The organism is Salimicrobium album, assembly GCF_900107115.1.
GTDB classification, from domain to species: Bacteria; Bacillota; Bacilli; order Bacillales; family Halobacillaceae; genus Salimicrobium; species Salimicrobium album.
In genome coordinates, this window is the sequence record NZ_FNOS01000001.1 from 487,033 (window position 1) to 504,982 (window position 17,950).

14 protein-coding genes are annotated in these 17,950 nt (G+C 46.7%); 10 read left to right on the top strand and 4 right to left on the bottom strand.

The window, feature by feature from the left end; translation table 11 throughout:
• Positions 1-111 precede the first annotated feature (111 nt).
• The 7 genes from BLU03_RS02445 (at position 112) to BLU03_RS02475 (ending at position 9,176) form a co-directional block, all read left to right on the top strand.
• On the top strand, positions 112-603 hold the full coding sequence (locus tag BLU03_RS02445; RefSeq protein WP_093105328.1) for a DUF2243 domain-containing protein: 492 nt from the start codon (positions 112-114) through the stop codon (positions 601-603).
• Positions 596-1,381: a cytochrome c oxidase assembly protein gene (locus BLU03_RS02450; protein ID WP_093105331.1), complete on the top strand. Its 786-nt coding sequence runs from the start codon at positions 596-598 to the stop codon at positions 1,379-1,381. Before BLU03_RS02445 ends, BLU03_RS02450 begins: the two co-directional genes overlap by 8 nt.
• A 176-nt stretch (positions 1,382-1,557) precedes the next feature.
• Positions 1,558-2,829: an RNA polymerase factor sigma-54 gene (gene rpoN, locus BLU03_RS02455; protein WP_093105335.1), complete on the top strand. Its 1,272-nt coding sequence runs from the start codon at positions 1,558-1,560 to the stop codon at positions 2,827-2,829.
• Between the two features lie 239 nt (positions 2,830-3,068).
• Positions 3,069-5,741: a pyruvate, phosphate dikinase gene (ppdK, locus tag BLU03_RS02460; protein ID WP_093105338.1), complete on the top strand. Its 2,673-nt coding sequence runs from the start codon at positions 3,069-3,071 to the stop codon at positions 5,739-5,741.
• A gap of 165 nt (positions 5,742-5,906) precedes the next feature.
• Complete coding sequence (locus BLU03_RS02465; protein WP_093105339.1) at positions 5,907-6,641, top strand: sulfite exporter TauE/SafE family protein; 735 nt, start codon at positions 5,907-5,909, stop codon at positions 6,639-6,641.
• A 72-nt stretch (positions 6,642-6,713) separates the two neighbouring features.
• Positions 6,714-7,967 (top strand): cytosine deaminase, encoded by a 1,254-nt coding sequence (codA, locus tag BLU03_RS02470; RefSeq protein WP_093105342.1) that lies wholly within the window; start codon positions 6,714-6,716, stop codon positions 7,965-7,967.
• Positions 7,968-8,312: 345 nt separating this feature from the next.
• A complete protein-coding gene (locus tag BLU03_RS02475; RefSeq protein ID WP_093105345.1) occupies positions 8,313-9,176 on the top strand; it encodes a C40 family peptidase in 864 nt (287 codons plus the stop codon).
• A 76-nt stretch (positions 9,177-9,252) separates the two neighbouring features.
• Here the strand turns inward: BLU03_RS02475 and BLU03_RS02480 are convergent, their stop codons facing one another.
• On the bottom strand, positions 9,253-10,131 hold the full coding sequence (locus BLU03_RS02480) for a LysR family transcriptional regulator (RefSeq protein WP_093105348.1): 879 nt from the start codon (positions 10,129-10,131) through the stop codon (positions 9,253-9,255).
• 117 nt (positions 10,132-10,248) lie between these two features.
• Between BLU03_RS02480 and BLU03_RS02485 the strand changes: the two genes are divergently transcribed.
• Positions 10,249-11,286 carry a YeiH family protein gene (locus BLU03_RS02485; protein WP_093105351.1) on the top strand — a complete coding sequence of 346 codons (1,038 nt, stop codon included), beginning with the start codon at positions 10,249-10,251 and terminating at the stop codon, positions 11,284-11,286.
• A 152-nt stretch (positions 11,287-11,438) separates the two neighbouring features.
• Complete coding sequence (gene mqo / locus BLU03_RS02490) at positions 11,439-12,956, top strand: malate dehydrogenase (quinone) (RefSeq protein WP_093105354.1); 1,518 nt, start codon at positions 11,439-11,441, stop codon at positions 12,954-12,956.
• A 121-nt stretch (positions 12,957-13,077) separates the two neighbouring features.
• Here the strand turns inward: mqo and BLU03_RS02495 are convergent, their stop codons facing one another.
• The gene (locus tag BLU03_RS02495; protein WP_008589969.1) at positions 13,078-14,178 is read right to left on the bottom strand and encodes an NADH:flavin oxidoreductase; all 1,101 of its coding nucleotides are present in this window, start codon (positions 14,176-14,178) and stop codon (positions 13,078-13,080) included.
• Between the two features lie 110 nt (positions 14,179-14,288).
• Complete coding sequence (locus tag BLU03_RS02500; RefSeq protein ID WP_093105357.1) at positions 14,289-15,614, bottom strand: MATE family efflux transporter; 1,326 nt, start codon at positions 15,612-15,614, stop codon at positions 14,289-14,291.
• 361 nt (positions 15,615-15,975) lie between these two features.
• On the opposite strand from BLU03_RS02500, the gene BLU03_RS13580 reads away from it, so the two are divergent.
• Positions 15,976-16,122 (top strand): hypothetical protein, encoded by a 147-nt coding sequence (locus BLU03_RS13580; RefSeq protein ID WP_176765382.1) that lies wholly within the window; start codon positions 15,976-15,978, stop codon positions 16,120-16,122.
• Between the two features lie 459 nt (positions 16,123-16,581).
• Here the strand turns inward: BLU03_RS13580 and BLU03_RS02505 are convergent, their stop codons facing one another.
• Complete coding sequence (locus tag BLU03_RS02505) at positions 16,582-17,799, bottom strand: hypothetical protein (protein ID WP_093105360.1); 1,218 nt, start codon at positions 17,797-17,799, stop codon at positions 16,582-16,584.
• Positions 17,800-17,950: the final 151 nt, after the last annotated feature.

The window sequence follows — 17,950 nt, forward strand, 5'->3', positions numbered from 1 at the left end:
ACATCCTCTGTATAAGTGAATAATAAGTCGTTGTACACGCTCTTTGCAAAAAGTTGTTCCTGCAGCTGCCCTGCAGTTAGTTTACCAGTCCGGATATCCGGGAAAACAACCATGACTGATTTACATAAAAAGGAGTCGATTACCATTTCTTCTCATCACCTTTTACGACGAAACCTGTGGTCAGGAATTCTTTTCGGTATAGGAATTGCCGCCTTTTTGGATGAAACGGTCTTCCACCAGCTTTTACGCTGGCATCACTTTTACGACAAGTCGACAACCGACATCGGAATCGTTTCAGACGGTTTCTTCCATGCCTTCAGCTGGTTCGCTACTATCGGCGGTCTGTTTCTCCTTGCAGATCTGAGGCGACGTGACATTTTCTTCCGTGCCGAATGGACGGGAAGTGTTTTTATCGGGGCAGGGAGTTTCCAATTATATGACGGACTCGTCCAGCATAAACTTATGGGTATTCACCAGATAAGGTATGTCGAAAATCTGCTTCCCTATGATCTGGTATGGAACGCTTCCGCAGTTATAATGATTGCAGGAGGCATAGCCCTTCTGCCGTGCAGATCAACGGGAGGGGCCTCGCGTTATGAATGACCAGTCCGGTGGTGATCTTGTTCAAATAGTGATATGGTCGCTTCTTCTTATAATTGTAACGTCGTTCTATATCGGTGCCGGCGTTTTCTCCAGTCGCTCGCCCCGTCTTCGGAACTGGCCGCAACACCGCTACCTGCTCTTCATTACAGGGGTGCTGAGTGCGGGAGCGGCAATATTCGGACCACTGGCCGAACTGGCTCACATGGATTTCCGCTACCACATGATCAGCCATTTGCTGCTTGGAATGCTGGCACCGCTGCTTCTTGTCCTTGCCGCACCCGTCACATTGATATTAAGAACCGTCCCTCCGGCTAAGGCACGACAATTGACTTCCCTTTTGCGAAGCCGTTATGTGAGCTTTATCAGCCACCCGTTAACAGCCTCCCTGCTTAATATAGGAGGGCTCTGGATTCTGTACACGACGGGGCTTTACCCTCTGATGCATGAGTCCCTTTGGCTTCGCATACTCGTGCATGTGCACGTTTTTTTCGCCGGCTACCTTTTCACTTTGGCCATGATTTATATAGAGCCTGTTGCACATCGCTACGGCTATCTGTACCGTACTATCGTATTCGTATTTGCACTGGCAGCTCATGGAATCTTATCGAAGTATTTGTACGCTTCCCCGCCGGAAGGAGTTACGAAGACGAAGGCAGAGACCGGCTCCATGATTATGTACTATGGAGGGGATATCATTGATGCCATCATCATTTTCATTCTTTGTCTCCACTGGTACAAGTCGGCCTCCCCACGAAAGATATCAGCTGCTGGAACATAGTCTCTGTGGAAGTCGCCGAATTTAAATCTTTTGCACTATTGTACTTTTCTGCAGCGAATCGGCAAATAATTGACTCTCCCTATTTTCTAATGTCTGATTATACGAAATAATGAAATCGGTTTCAAATAATTACCTCTCCTTAAAAAAGTAAAGAAAAAGAAACGGAGTGAGAAAAAATGGAGCTCCACTTAGAAATGAAACAGACCAACCAGCTGAAAATGACACCTCAATTGCAGCAGTCCCTGCACCTGTTGCAAATGTCCTCCCAGGATCTTAGGGAATATATTGAACAGGAAGCCATGGAGAATCCGTGGATTGATCTGCGGGAGCCTTCCTATGCCGCTTCCCCTCCCGGTGACTGGAATAATTCCCCTTTATACAAATACGAACCGGAGCCTTGTCTTCACGATTATTTACTGCAACAGCTCCCTTTTCTCCCCTGTAACGAGAAGGAAAAAAAGCTGATAAGACACTTCATTTTTCATCTGGATGACAATGGCTATCTACAGGAATCTTCAGATGACCTTGCTGTGGAATACAAAATTACTGGAAAGTCCGTCGAAAATTGCCTCACTCTGCTGCAAACGCTGGAACCCGCCGGTATCGGAGCTCGTACATTGCAGGAATGTCTATCACTGCAGGCGCGTCGCTTTTTTCCGGAAGACAGGGAACTTTCCATTCTCATTTCCCGGTACCTCCCTTATGCTGCCGAAGAGCCCGCACGTCTCAAAACTCTATTGAACCTCGATTGGAGGCAGCTGGACCTGTGTCTCGACCGGCTGAAATCCCTTCATCCTAAACCCGGGCTTGCGATCGGGTCTGCGCGGTCAGACGTTCTCATTCCCGACATCTATACCACGAAAGAGGACGACTACCATATTTCTTTGAACCGGCAGATCGTGCCGGAACTGAATATGAATGAGGAATACAAACAAATGATGAAGGCTCATAAAGAAGCCGTTTCTTTTCTTAAAGAGAAATACAGAACCTTTCAGTGGCTCAAAAAGAGTGTGGAACAGAGACAATGGACAATACTGGCAATCGCTGAAGAAGTTTTCCGGTGTCAGCCAACGATGGTTTCCGAAGGCACCAGGTCCCTGTCCCCGCTCACGAGGAAAGAAGTTGCCAGCCGGCTCGGCATTCATGAATCTACGGTGAGCAGAGCTGTTCGCAACAAAGTGATACAAACGCCCTCAGGAACTTTTTATCTGGAGGAGTTTTTTCCTTCCCGGACGAAATTGGGCTCGTCCTCAGCCGCAATTAAAAGCAGCCTTCAGCAATTCATAGTAAAAGAAGACCCTCTCCGCCCTCTTTCAGATCAGAAACTGGTACATCTGCTGGTAAGGGACGGATATCACGTTTCCAGGCGGACGGTAGCGAAATATCGTGAACTGTTGAATATCCCCCCTTCTGTCAAAAGGAAAAAAATTTCACTAACCTGTCAGTAATAGGAATTAAGAAATATCTCACCATTATTTTCTGTATAAAAATAGTTTACGCACCGGATCCTTGGCGGGTCCGGTGTCTTTTTCATATTGTAACCTGCCTGAATTAGTGATACTATATTTTATATTAGTATGACACAACCATAAATTATCGTTCATTAGTGTGTCATAATCATCATGACAAACCTTTATCATGCAAAGTTTATGAGTAATTCCATAATTACCAGGAGGTATCGTTGACGATGGAACAGAAATTCGTATTTATGTTCGACCATGAGAAGGCAGTCGGAAAAGAGATGTTGGGGGGAAAAGGCGCGAATCTTGCTGAAATGACCCGTCTCGGCTTACCCGTCCCCTACGGTTTCACCGTTACCACGGAAGCCTGTAACGCTTACTACGAAGCAGGTGAACAGCTTTCGGAGGCGGCAACAATACAGATCAAAAAATCTCTGGAAAAACTGGAAGAAAGGACCGGGAAAACTCTGGGCGACACGAACAGTCCTCTGCTCGTCTCTGTACGTTCCGGAGCCGTTCATTCTATGCCCGGGATGATGGATACCGTCCTGAACCTCGGGATGAATGACGACACAGTGAAAGCAATTGCAGATCTTACCCATAACCCAAGATTCGCCTATGACTCCTATCGGCGGTTTATCCAGATGTTCGGGGATGTCGTGCTCGGGCTGGATAATTCTTTGTATGAAAATTTTCTGGAAAACTACCGTACTTCCAGCGGCTACACCTCTGATGTACAGATGACAGCCGGGGACTGGAAAGAGATTATCGAAGCGTACAAAAAAATCACCACGGAAGCTGCCGGCCGCACCTTTCCCCAGGATCCTTACGAACAACTTTTTTTAAGTATCAGTGCCGTGTTCGATTCCTGGAATAATAAGCGTGCGCTTCTGTATCGTCGCCTGCATGATATCCCGGGCCACCTGGGAACAGCAGTGAACGTGCAAAGCATGGTGTTTGGAAACATGGGAAATGATTCCGGTACCGGCGTAGCTTTCACCCGCAACCCGTCTACCGGGAAGTCTGAATTATACGGAGAGTATCTGATCAACGCCCAGGGAGAGGACGTAGTAGCAGGAATTCGCACCCCGCAGCCGATAAATGAACTTAAGAGAGAAATGCCTGATTTGTACAGTGAACTGATGAAAATGTGTAATCTCCTTGAAAATCATTACAAAAATATGCAGGACATCGAATTCACCGTAGAAAACGGAGCACTCTTCTTCCTGCAGACGAGAAATGGAAAAAGAACGGCCCAGTCGGCTGTTCGGATAGCAGTAGAAATGGTTAATGAAAGAATAGTGAGTGAAGAAGAAGCGCTTCTACTCGTGGACCCTGATCAGCTCAGTCAGCTGCTGCACAAACACATTGATCCCGAACATACGTCACAGAAGCTGGTCACCGGACTGCCTGCTTCCCCCGGCGCCGCTACGGGAGAAGTCGTTTTCGATGCGGACAGAGCCGAACTTCTGAGTAACGAAGGGAGAAACGTCATCCTTGTAAGACCGGAAACTACTCCGGAAGATATTCATGGTATCGTAGCTGCCAAAGCTACCGTGACCAGCCGCGGTGGGATGACCAGTCATGCCGCTGTTGTGGCCCGCGGCATGGGTAAAGCCTGCATATGTGGCTGCGGGTCGATAAATATCGATCTTGAATCCGGCCGATTCACCGTTGCAGATACTATCGTTGAGGAAGGAGATGTTATTACGGTAGACGGAGCTTCCGGAGATATTTATCTCGGGGAGATCGCAACCATCGAGCCGGAGATGTCTGACGTATTCCGGCAGCTTCTCGGCTGGGCAGATAACACTTCTACTCTCGGCGTGCGGACGAATGCCGACACGCCCGAGGACGTACGAAAAGCCGTGGAACTCGGAGCGGAAGGAGTCGGTCTCTGTCGTACAGAACATATGTTCATGAATTCTGAACGGCTCCCTGCCGTACAGAAAATGATTCTTGCGGAGAGTGAAGAAGAACGGAACAAAGCTCTTAATAGACTGCTCCCTATGCAGCAGCAGGATTTTGAACGTATTTTCGAAACGCTTCGCGGACGCCCGGTCACCATACGTCTGCTTGACCCGCCGCTCCATGAGTTCCTTCCTAATGTCGAGGAACTGCTTGTCGATATCACGCGACTGGAACTTACAGAACCGGAAAGCGTAGAACTTGGAAGAAAACAAAAGCTTCTCCGCTCCGTACGTCTGCTGGAGGAATCCAACCCGATGCTTGGGTTACGGGGGTGCCGCCTCGGTATGGTGCATCCCGAAATATATGAAATGCAGATCACTGCCTTATTCCAGGCTATGACAGGTGTGCTGAATAAAGGTATCGATGTAAATCCGGAAATCATGATTCCTCTTGTCAGTCACGTGGCAGAGCTCCGGGAAATGAGCGGACTTGTGCATAAAGTGGCTAAGGAAATCGGCGGGAGGAACGGAATTTCCCTCAATTATCTCACCGGTACGATGATTGAGACACCAAGAGCTGCATTAACTGCTGATGAAATCTCGTCAGAAGCCGATTTCTTCTCATTTGGAACGAACGATTTAACGCAGACGACGTTCGGCTTCAGCAGGGATGACGCAGAAGGGAAGTTTCTGCAATACTATATTGAAAACGGCACCCTCCCCGACAACCCGTTCATGAAGCTCGACCAGGAAGGGGTAGGTAAACTGGTGGAGTCAGGAGTGTCACTCGGTAAACAGACGAATCCTCAGTTAAAAACAGGAATATGCGGAGAACATGGTGGTGACAAAGATGCGATCCGGTTCTGTTTCGACAAAGGTCTCGATTATGTAAGCTGTTCCCCGTTCCGCGTCCCGGCCGCACGCCTTGCCGCTGCCCAGGCTGCTCTTTACAGCAGACAGGAACGCAAATCGGTACTGCAGCCCGGTTGAAGAGAATAAACAAAAGAAACTTGTGAATAGTATGACTACTGCCGGCAGAATATAAATTCTGCCGGTTTTTTAGCTCGCAGACATATTTTCTCAGTTCGCGGGCGACACAAGTTCCGTTGTGATACGGTAAGGTCAACGTCATTTTGTACAGAAGGAGGGAAGAAAATGCCGGTTTCTCTTATTATTCTGATCCTTACAGCACTATTTCTGGGCGCTCTTATGCGCGCCACATTCGGATTCGGCGATGCTATGGTTAGCATGCCTCTTCTGGCTCTGCTGCCCATAGATCTATCTTTGAGTATCTCACTTGCAGGTTTATCAGGACTTACTGCAGCAGCCATGTCGTTATCCGGGAATTTTCAGAATGTCGATAAACCTGTACTTTTCCGTCTCGGAATTATGACGCTTTCCGGCATTCCTGCGGGGATTTTCCTTATCCTTTTACTTCCTGCCCAATCGGTTAAGCTCGCTCTTGGTATTTTGCTCGTTGTATATATACTTTCCCTTAAAGTACTGCCGACCTCCGCTTCCCGGTTCGAGCATCCTTCCTGGGCTCTCCCTTTCGGCTTTTTATCAGGAATGCTTGGAAGTGCCTACAACTTCAACGGCCTCCCGGTAGCTGTATATGCCACACTGAGGAAAATGGATCCACTGCAGTTCAGAAGTACTCTTCAGGCTCAGTTCCTGTTTTCAGGTTTCTTCATTGTAATCGGTCAGGCTCTCGGCGGGTTGTGGTCCCGCCCATTGTTTATGCTTTTCCTGCTGAGTCTTCCTGTACAGGCAGTTGCTGTGTTCACAGGAAACAGACTGTTTGAGCGGATACCGGCTCATCGTTTCAGTTTTATTGTCTATACCCTCATTTTCATCCTCGGCGTATTACTGATTCTTGAAGCAGGATGAGAGTTCCGCTTACTCTTTCTCTTAGTATTTGATACCATATACTAGTAACTACAAAAGATAAGGAGGAGAAAGATGCTATTAAAAAATGCCAGACTTTATAAAGATGAAGACTTGAAAGACCTCTCTCTCCGGGACGGTATAATCCGCACCATCGCACCTGCCGGAAACGTGACCGGCACGAGGGAAGAACAGATAATAGACCTGGAAGGTAAACTTGTACTTCCGCCTTATGTCGAGCCTCACATACATCTCGATTATGTACTGACAGCCGGAACGCCGCGCTGGAACAAATCAGGTTCCGTGTTCGAAGGAATCGAAATATGGAGCGAACGCCGCAGTCTGATGAAAGAAACGAAAGAAGATATTAAGATACGTGCCAAAAAGGCGATCGAAATGCAATTACGGCAAGGTATTCAGCACGTGCGCACGCACGCGGACGTAAGTGATCCTGAGCTGACAGGTCTGAAAGCACTCCTGGAACTTAAAGAAGAAGTTAAGAAGTGGATGGATGTGCAAATCGTCGCTCTGCCTCAGGAAGGCATGTATACGAAAGAAAACGGAGAAGATCTTTTACGTAAAGCACTCGATATGGGCGCAGATGTTGTCGGAGGCATCCCTCATTACGAGCTGACCCGTGAAGATGGTATCCGATCACTCGAAACTTCCATGGCTCTTGCGAAAGAATACGGGAAACTCGTTGATATCCATTGTGATGAAATCGATGATGAACAGGCCCGTTACCTGGAAACGCTCGCTGCCCTGACTATCAGGAATGACATGCAGGGAAAAGTTACGGCCAGTCATACGGCTGCAATGGCTTCCTACAATGATGCCTATACTTATAAACTGTTTCAGACACTTAAGAAAGCAGACGTTCAATTCATTGCCCTTCCTAAAGCGAACCTCCACCTCCAGGGACGTTTCGACAGTCATCCGGTGCGCAGAGGAGTCACAAGGGTGAAAGAAATGTGGAAAGAAGGAATCAACGTATGTTTCGGGCTGGATTCAATCATGGACCCATGGTATCCGCTTGGGAACGGAGATCTCATGTCTGTCGTTGATACCGGTCTTCATGCCTGCCACATGACCGATTATGATCATATTACGAAGGCCCTTGACCTCGTGACCGTGAACGGAGCGCGGACTCTCTCCCTAAGTGATTACGGCCTGAGGGAAGGCAGCGACGCGAATCTGATCGTTCTCGACTCCGTCTCTGATTACGAAGCGGTCCGTACACAGGCAGGAGTCTTATATTCCATAAGGAACGGAGAAGTCATCGTAGAGACGAAACCTGCCGTCACAACCATGAATGTTTCTCTTCATTAAAAACAAGATAATATCCGATAAAAGAATCGGAAAATAATAAAATACTTTCATTTTACAAAACCTGGCTGTCATTCAGCCGGATTTCTTTCATATTGTAATAAAACTAACAGTGGTCTGAGCGGTTGCGGCACAAGGCCGGAGAGATGATATAAGCATTAACGCCCACGACTTTCCATTCACGTAAAATTACAACTTCGTCACTTCCTGTTAAACAATCATAATAGAACCGTAACCTTCTCATAACCTATAAAGATATGCAGGCTGATACAATGTTAATTGGCTTGAAGAAGTTGTACATACGCTACATCTTGCTTCATCTAAAACATTCATATGGAGGAATTAGACATGAACAACCCAGTACATCCGCTTAGGAAGTATGTCGTTTCCACAGCTCTTGTCACGTCTTTGGCTTTGACTCCGCTTGTAGGATCAAGCGTTTCAGCCCAATCAAATGCACCTGCAGATAACGGTTCATCCGTTCAAATAACAGAAAGCAACGTTCTTACTGCAGGAGATCGCGGCCAGGCCGTTTCTTCTCTACAGTCCAAACTTGCATCTTACGGCTACTATGGCTATAACGTGGACGGCAAGTACGGACCGATCACGAAAAATGCGGTTATTGCATTCCAGAAACAGCAAGGTCTGGCAGTAGACGGTATTGCAGGTCCTAATACGCAAGCGAGCTTGGCTTCCGGTTCAGTAGCCCCGGCTCCTGATACTTCTTCTAACAATGAAACAGAAGAGACACAGTCTGATTCAGACGATTCGGAAGAAAGAGCAACAGCTGTGAAAGCTGCTTCTGCTTCCACCGCTTCCACGGCATCCGCTTCGACCGGATCAGCCAGCAATGCGGACATCGTTAACGCTGCGGAAAGCCTTATCGGTGTACCTTACCAGTACGGCGGAGAAACACGCGCAGCTCTTGGCAGCAGTGGTTTCATCAACCTCGTAATGGAAGAAGCGGGTACGGATGTAAACCGTACGCACGCCGGCATGTGGGCTAGTGACGGAGTCTTTGTCGACTCTCCTAACGTCGGAGACGTTGTATTCTTCGAAAACACGTACAGCGTGGACAGAGTTGCCACTCACAGTGGTATCTATATCGGCGGAAATAAAATGATTCACGCCGGCAGTGACGGAGTAGAAGTTTCAGATATGGATTACGATTACTGGGAAAACAAGTATATCGGCGCAAAATCCATTCAATAGTAAACAAAACCTTCCACCCATCAGTAATTGATGGGTGGAAGGTTTTTATTTTGACCGGGTTCTTCTCACCACAGCTTCACTTCTCGCTTCTCTTTACTTTTTCCACGAATATCTCCAGAGCTTTCGAACGGAACAGGGATCTTGAAATTAAGGAAAATTTTCTTTGTACGGGTAATCCTTCCACATTCACAATCGCTAAGTCTCCGGCTTTCACTTCTTTTTTGAAAGTCCAGCGGGAAAGAAGAGTAATGCCGAGCCCCGCCTCCACCGCTTCTTTTATAAGCTGTGTGCTTCCGAATTCCAGACGGGAGACCGGCCGGATACCCACGGAACTGAAAAACTTCTCTGATATTCTCCTCGTTCCCGACCCTTCCTCTCTCACAATCCATGTCTTTCCCTCCAACTCTTCCGGAGAAAAGTTTCCTTCCCTTAAAGTTAATGACTCGGGAGAAGAAACAACATAGAGTTCATCCGTTTCAAACGGTTCCACCGTAATATTTTCATCTTTCACCTCCCCTTCCACAATTCCGATATCGAGCCGGTAATCCAAGATCAGCTTGCAAATCTCTTTCGTATTACCGATCGTTACGGACGGGGTTATCTCCGGAGCTTCTTCTTTCAGTCGTTTCAGAACTTCCGGTAATACGTACTCCCCGTAAGTGTAACTCGCTCCTATGGAAATCGTGCCGCTTGCCTTATTAGTCAAATCATCAATAAGAGCATGCATACTCGTGTAAAGACCGATAATTTCTTTCGCGTGATGATACACGATTTCTCCTGCCTGTGTAAGGCGGACATATTTATTGCTTCGGTCAAACAGCCGGGCATCCATTGACTTTTCCAGTACTTTAATATACTGACTTACGGCCGGTTGAGTCATATGCAGACGTTCTGCAGCGCGTGAAAAATTTTCCAGTTCGGCTACTGTGACGAATACTTCCAGTTGACTGTCCACAGTGCACTCCTTTCGATAAGTAATAACTTATCATTATAATTAAAGATTATTGTTTTTCTTATCATAAAAGAAAAAGTAAGCTTTAGAAAGAACTTTTTTTTAGAAGGGGACGTTACGATGGTTCAGGTACAACTGCTTCATAATGAAACGAATTACAACAAAAATTTCAAAAAGAGCTGGCTCGCAGGTGTAGGGTTCACGTTTCTGATTGCAGCTCTCGGTTATCTTCTTGCGCTCGTACCGGGATTTTCACTCGTAGGACCTTTGGCTTCCGCCATAGTAATTTCTGTTACGTACAGACACTTTCTCGGTTATCCTGAAATTATTCAGCCGGGGATCGAATTTTCCTCGAAACGGCTGCTCCGGGCAGCAATTATTCTGTACGGGCTTAAGCTGAATATAGGGACCGTCATTTCAGACGGACTCGGCCTTCTTCTGCTGGACACCGGCGTAGTGATTTTTGCTATTTTATTTACTGTATGGATGGCGAAGCTTTTGAAAGCCGACAGTTCTATTTCTCTGCTTATCGGAATCGGTACCGGAGTATGCGGTGCCGCCGCTATCGCCGCGACCGCTCCGATTGTGAAAGCGAAAGAAGAAGATACGGCTATAGGAGTAGGAATCATCGCTCTGATGGGAACTTTTTTTGCAATTGTTTATACGATACTGCGCCCCGTACTCCCTATGTCAGATATCGCTTACGGAAGCTGGGTCGGTGTAAGCATCCATGAAGTGGCCCAGGTGGCACTGGCTGCTGCTCCTGCTGGAGAAGGGCCCCTTGCGATGGCACTGCTCGCGAAACTGGGCCGTGTCTTTCTGCTTATCCCTCTCTGTCTCGTTCTTATATATGTAATGAAACGAAAATATAAAGGAGAAGACACCGGAGAAGCAAAAGTCACTTTCCCCTGGTTCCTGCTCGGTTTCATTATTATGAGTATAGTCGGAACTTACGTAATCGGACCTGTTCTCCCGGTATCCGATGGAATACTGAACGCAACAGACGTGCTCACCACTTTCCTTCTGACGGCTGCCATGGTAGGACTCGGATTGAAAGTGGACTTGAAACAGCTGCGAAGAAAAGCCTGGAAACCTCTACTGGCTATGACTGCCACTTCGGTAGTTCTGTCGGTCATCACTTTCCTCATTTTCGTGTAAAACAGGCTACCCGCTTTTCACGGAGGAGGAGACTGGCAGACCCATCCGTGAAATAACTCTGCTGAATAAGTTAAAATAACTTCAGGGGGAGCATTTTAATAGAAAGAAATGTACAATTGAGGAAGATTGGATTTGCAGAAAGGAGAGTTTCCATGAATAATCACACAACAACTGCCGAAGATGTAAAGAAAAGAGAGGGAACGACTACGGACGTTATCCTCGTGGGGGCAGGGATCGTCAGCGCCACACTGGCTACGATTCTTCACAAACTCGAACCCACGTGGAGTATTACCCTGTTCGAGAAACTGGATTCCGCAGGAAATGAAAGTTCCAACGAATGGAACAACGCCGGAACCGGTCACGCAGCGCTCTGTGAACTGAACTATACTCCTGAAGATGAAAACGGGGACATAAGTATAAGAAGAGCTGTAGAAATAAACGAACAGTTCCACACCTCCACCCAGCTGTGGTCATACTTAGTTAAGAACGGTGATATACAAAATCCCGAAAAATTCATACGCTCCCTCCCCCACATCAGTTTCGTCCACGGGGAACGGAATGTGAACTTTCTGAAGAAACGTTTCGATGCGCTGACGCAACATCCCCAGTTCACCGATTTGAAATACTCGGAAGATCCCGAACATCTCGCTGAATGGATTCCTTTAATGATGAAGGAACGCAGTGAAGAAGAGCCGGTAGCCGCGACCAAGTCGGACAAGGGGACAGACGTAAACTTTGGAGAACTGACCAGAAAAATGCTGGAAAACCTTTCTGGTAAAGATAACGTAACCGTGCATTATAATTGTAACGTGAAAGACATCAAACAGAGAGAAAATGGAACGTGGGAAGTAAAAGTCCGGAATTTCAAACAGGATACCCTCGAAGAGCATGCTTCTTCCTTCGCGTTCATCGGAGCCGGAGGAGGCGCACTGCCATTGCTTCAAAAAACGGGGATTCCCGAAAGTAAACACATCGGCGGCTTCCCGATCAGCGGAGAGTTTCTCGTCTGTGATAATCCTGAAACAGTACAAAGACACCACGCCAAAGTTTACGGAAAAGAACCGGAAGGAACTCCTCCCATGACGGTTCCTCACCTGGACAGAAGGCATATCGACGGGAAGGACACCTTACTTTACGGGCCATTCGCCGGATTTACACCGAAATTTCTGAAGGCCGGATCTTATCTGGACCTTCCCGGTTCCGTGAAACCGGATAACTTAATAAGCATGCTTGCTGCAGCTTCGAAGAATATACCTATGATCAAGTATCTGGCCGGACAGCTCACAATGTCCAAAGAAGAACGGGTGGAGCAGTTACGCGATTTTGTTCCTACGGCAAAAGATGAAGATTGGGAACTTCTCGTGGCCGGACAGCGGGTGCAGCTTATTGAAGATACCGAAGAAGGCGGCAGAGGTGCCCTTCAGTTCGGGACAAAACTGATCCACTCCGGAGATCGGACTCTCGCCGCTCTCCTCGGAGAATCTCCGGGCGCATCCGTATCAGCTTCTATCATGCTGGAGGTTATAGAGAAATGTTTTCCTCACTACCTGGAGCAGTGGGAACCGAAAATCAAAGAAATGATTCCTTCATACGGCATTGATCTTGAGGATCATCCGGATCTTCTTGCTGAAATCAGCGCTGCAAGTTCTGAGGCTCTCCTTCTGAATTAAGTGCAGTTTGCGTACTGACTTCTTATCAGAAATATGAATAAAAAACACCACGACACCGAACGGTAAAGTTCAGCGTCGTGGTGTTTTTCCATTCTTTCACCATTCCTCTTTCAGGTAGTCATTAATAAAGTTTATGCAATGCATCTTTACTGAAAGCTAACAGGTCGTCTGTTCTTCCTTCCTGTACTTTTTTCACCCATTCCGGATCCATCAGCAAGGAACGACCGATAGCTACAAGGTCGAATTCTTCATTATCGATTTTATCAACCAGACCGTCGAGATTCGCTTTTCCTGCACCGGAGAAATCCGTAAATACTCCGTCTAGCCCTACGGAACCTACGGAAATGACCGGTTTTCCGGATAATTTCTTCGTCCAGCCTGCAAGATTCAGATCAGACCCTTCGAATTCGGGTTCCCAGAACCGGCGGGTCGAACAGTGGAAAATATCCACCCCTGCTTCTGTAAGTCTTTTCAGGAAACGATCGAGTTCATCCGGGGTATCAACCAGTTTTGCCTTATAGTCATTCATTTTCCACTGGGAGAATCGGAATATGACAGGGAAATCTTCTCCAACTTCCTGTCTGCACGCTTCTACGATCTCCACGGCAAACTGCATCCGGTCGGTAAAGTCACCTCCATAACGGTCGGTGCGTTGATTCGTCTGCTTCCAGAAAAACTGATCAATCAAATAGCCGTGTGCCCCGTGAATCTCGATAGCATCGAAACCGAGACGTTTCGCTTCTGCTGCCGCTTCCGCGTAAGACTGGACGATTTCTTCCACTTCCCCGATAGACATAGGTTCATTCACCTGTTCTCCGTCCAGATTCAGACCACTCGGCCCGACAGGCTCCGCCTCTTCATTCGGCACGTCCCCTTTACTGCGCGTCATTCCTACGTGCCAAAGCTGCGGAGCGATCTTTCCGCCGGCTTCGTGAACTTCCTTCACTACTTCAGCCCATCCACTCAACGCTTCTTCTCCGTGGAACAAAGGAATCCCCGCACCCGAAACGGAAGATGGATGATTAATGCCTGTACCTTCTGTAATAATCAGCCCCACCTCATTTTCTGCACGTCGGCGGTAGTACGCAGCGACGTTTTCGTCAGGTACATTACCTGGCGAGAATCCCCTGGTCATAGGTGCCATTACGGTACGGTTAGGAAGATTCAATTTATCACTATTGAATGTTTTAAACAATGGTTTTGCTGTTGACTCATTCGTCATTTCTTTACCCCCTAAATAAGCGATGCCTATGATTATCACAGATTAACAGGGAAGAAGAAAGAATTCTGTTTGAGAATCCCGGACCTCTATATTTATAATGTCCTGCAGCCTTAACGGACAACATTCTTCCTTGCCAAAAAGAAAAGAAGAGCTGCTACCAGCATTTCTGCAAGCGGCAGGGAAAGCCATACCGCAGAAGCTCCAAATAATGCAGGGAGCGCCCACAGCAGAATCACTATAAACACAAAACTGCGCAGCAGTATAATGATCATGGCAGAGCGGATATTGCCGATCGACTGATAATAAGTCATATAGACGAAGTTGAAACCGATAAACAGATAGGCGAAAAAGAACAGACGAATCCCTTCGATCGCCAGTTCCCTCACGTCATTTGACTCCAGCCCGAAGAGGGATACGAGTGCCGGAGCTGCAACCGCTCCGATGCCAAGCAGAAGTACGCCAAGAACGACCGAGGTTTTCTCCCCGATTTTCACACTCTGTCTTATTCTTTCTTTTTCTCCGGCTCCGTGATAATAACTGATCATCGGCTGCAGTGCCGTTTCAATTCCGAAGAAAGAAAGGAACATAAATCCGTGCAGGTAATTCACTACGGAAAAAGCGGCTACTCCTTCTGTGCCGAGAAGCTGGACTAGAGACAGATTATAACCCGCTACGAATACGAGCATCCCTGCTTCTGCCGTAAAACTCGGAAACCCTATATTGAATATTTTTTTGAAAGATGCAAAGGACCAGCCGAAAACAAATCGACTCAAATTCGAATTCTTATTCAGAAAGTGTATAAGTAAAACGAAAAGTCCGGCGACACTTCCAAGCACCGTGGCCAGTGCCGCTCCAAACACGCCGAGACCGAGTATAAAAATCATATAGTAATTGAGGATAATATTGACGATTGCGGTTACTCCAAGAGAAACCATCGACAGAATCGGGCTTCCATCGTTGCGGACGAAAATACTTAGAGCTTCATGAACCGCTACAACCCATCCGAACAGCATAAGGACTTTCAGATATTCCATCGTGTGAAAAAGAGTATCTTCATTAGCGCCCAGTAGTCGTGCGGTTTCCTCGATAAAAAAGTACCCGACGCTTCCTATGAGACCGAGAATGAGGAGGAGAGAAACGACAGATAGAGAAAAAACGCTCCTCGCCTCTTTCTTCTCTTCTCTTCCCATATGTACGGAAAACAATGTACCTCCTCCGATACCTATCCAGAGTGCCATGGAAAATATGAGAGAGAAGACGGGCATCGAGAGGTTTACTCCGGCCAAAGCTTCCTCTCCTACTCCGTTCCCGACAAAAATCCCGTCAGTTAAAATATTTACTGACATAAGCATCATGCCGGCAAGAGAAGGGAAGAAATATTGAAAAAAAACATTCCGAACCGGTTTGTTCATTAGTGCAGGATGGGAATCTGCCATATGTATACCTCCTTCTACTACTTATGTTTCATTCGATGATATGGACTTCAAGATGTCATTTTACCATGATTTGTATGTATGTTTATGATGAAACGCTTACTCTTATGAACCGGGAAAAACTTCGGTGCTGTCATTGTATATCAACTTTACTGAAAGGCGGGTTTATAGTCCCGAAAATGTGAATCTTTATCCTCATTCTTCCATTTTATCGGCGTTTTATGTTTTAGCTGAAGGTTCACGAGGAAAACTTTAATTACGAAAGGGAGTTGTCCTGATCGGCATTATGTTTCTCCCCCCTAGGATTGTCATGACGCCGACGTTCCCCCTTTCGCCTGGAACTTAATTAAAGGAGGGACAATTGTTGACACTACTGTATGTAAAAGCGCGCGAAGGTTTCGATGAAGATTTCAAAAAATCTCCGGTTCGAAACAATGAGCAGCCAAAAACAGACGTGAAACAAAAGAGAAGCGGCAAGCTTTTCACTAAAAAGAAAAATTCCAAAAAATAGAATACAGTAGCTACAAGTACAGGTTCTTTGAAGAAATGCGGGAACAGTCAGTGTCATGGCCAGGAGCCACGATACTGGCTTTTTCTTTTGGAAAAAACCATCTGAAGATATTTCTCTATTAAAAAGCCCCCTTAGCAGTGCCAGGAGGCTATAACCATGTATTACATATACGATTTATACAGGGGCCTTCCACGGACAATCAACCCTTCCAGGAGGACTGTCTGCAAAAATTACAGTATAGATGAGTAACCCTGTTTTCCTGAAAATGAGCAGCGGGATAAATTTTTTGGCATTTTCGGCACTTTCTTTTCTTCACACGTTTAGTGGGCATAAGCCTCCGTTCCCTTCCTTGCTGGCATAGTTAATAAATTCCCCCTGCTTAAAAAAGAAAACGTACGGCCGCCAATAAAAAGAAAAATCTTTTATTGAATTCCTGATTAATGTAATAAAGTCTCCCTGTTATCCATTCTTTCTTGCTTCCTTTTTCTCCTGAATTGCTTCCTCTTTCTCTTTTTCAGCCTCTTTTTTCTCCTGTTCCGCTTCATTTATCAATTCGTAGCGCTGCCGCTGCCTATTTCCATAAGTACCTGAGAGTACAATCTCTTCCTTTTCCATCGTTGTACCGAGAGCACCTACAATTGTTCCAATATTTGTAGCGGTCCACGCGATGTAAAAATACCCAATTTTGTTCATATCTCCGTCTAATTGAGCGTTGATAGCACTTTCCGGCAACGATACAAGAACGAGCAGCTGAAAGCAGATCAACAGCAGGGTATAATAGAAACTGACCGCTGTCAGAAGGGTCAGAACGGTCGTGCTATTATAAAGCCTTCTGATGTAAGCGCTTGAATGCCCACTTTTCCGTTCCCATAGCTTGTGTGCAGTCATAATCCAGAATACAAGAAGAACAACGGCAAAAATATTAATTGCCATCATACGCCAAAGGGTATACTGGTTACTTACTTCCCACAGCGTCGGGAATATGAGGAAACCAAAAGAACCACTCGTAAAAGCAACTACCAGCATTTTCAGAAACGGTGTAAATAACATCCATGGCCGATTCGCTCTAACCATACCGGTAATCAGCCTGATTGCCCCCCGCAGTTTCGAATCTACCGTGAACCTTACTTCCGCCGTTTTTCCAGCTTCGGGAGTCTCCCTGACAATAGGAGAAAACCTGTCGAACCCCCTTTTTTTCACGAGTTCTCTTTCATTCGTCTCTGTTCTGCCCTTTATGCCGTTTTTTTGCTGAACCCTGTCTCTGTCTTCATAGGATACGCCCTGGTGCATTTCGCTTACCAACTGCAATACAGATTCCCGAATACGTTTGATCAGTGGAGCCGCCCCTAGACCCGGCAGACTGAGAACCCCGACTTTTTTCGTGGAATTCGCTTCGGCCACTATGAGTTTTTTCTTCCGAAAGAGCGGTAGATCCGTTAAGCAGACTGCCATGTCCCATCCGTTCTCCTTTTTCTTTTCGAGGAGGGCGTCCAACACTTCCTCCGGTTCTTCTGTATAACCGATCAGGGGACTTTCCAGAGATTCCACCTCCCAGGTCTCTCCTTTATCGATATACTCTCTCAGCAGTCCGGGTAGGGAATAATACAGTCCTTCCCCGATTCTTTTCGTATAACCCGGAGGAGTAACTATCCCTATTTTCTTTCTGTCCTCATTCATATGGCAGCCCCCCCTTTCCTTCCGTTCATTACAGGCAGCATTTTTCGGCCGGGACGGTTCTGAAATCTTTTCCCGCTGTGGACGTAACGGAAACGCGAATTTCCTTTTTTTTCAAAAACCGTTAACACCGCTCTTTCCCGTTCAGCTCATC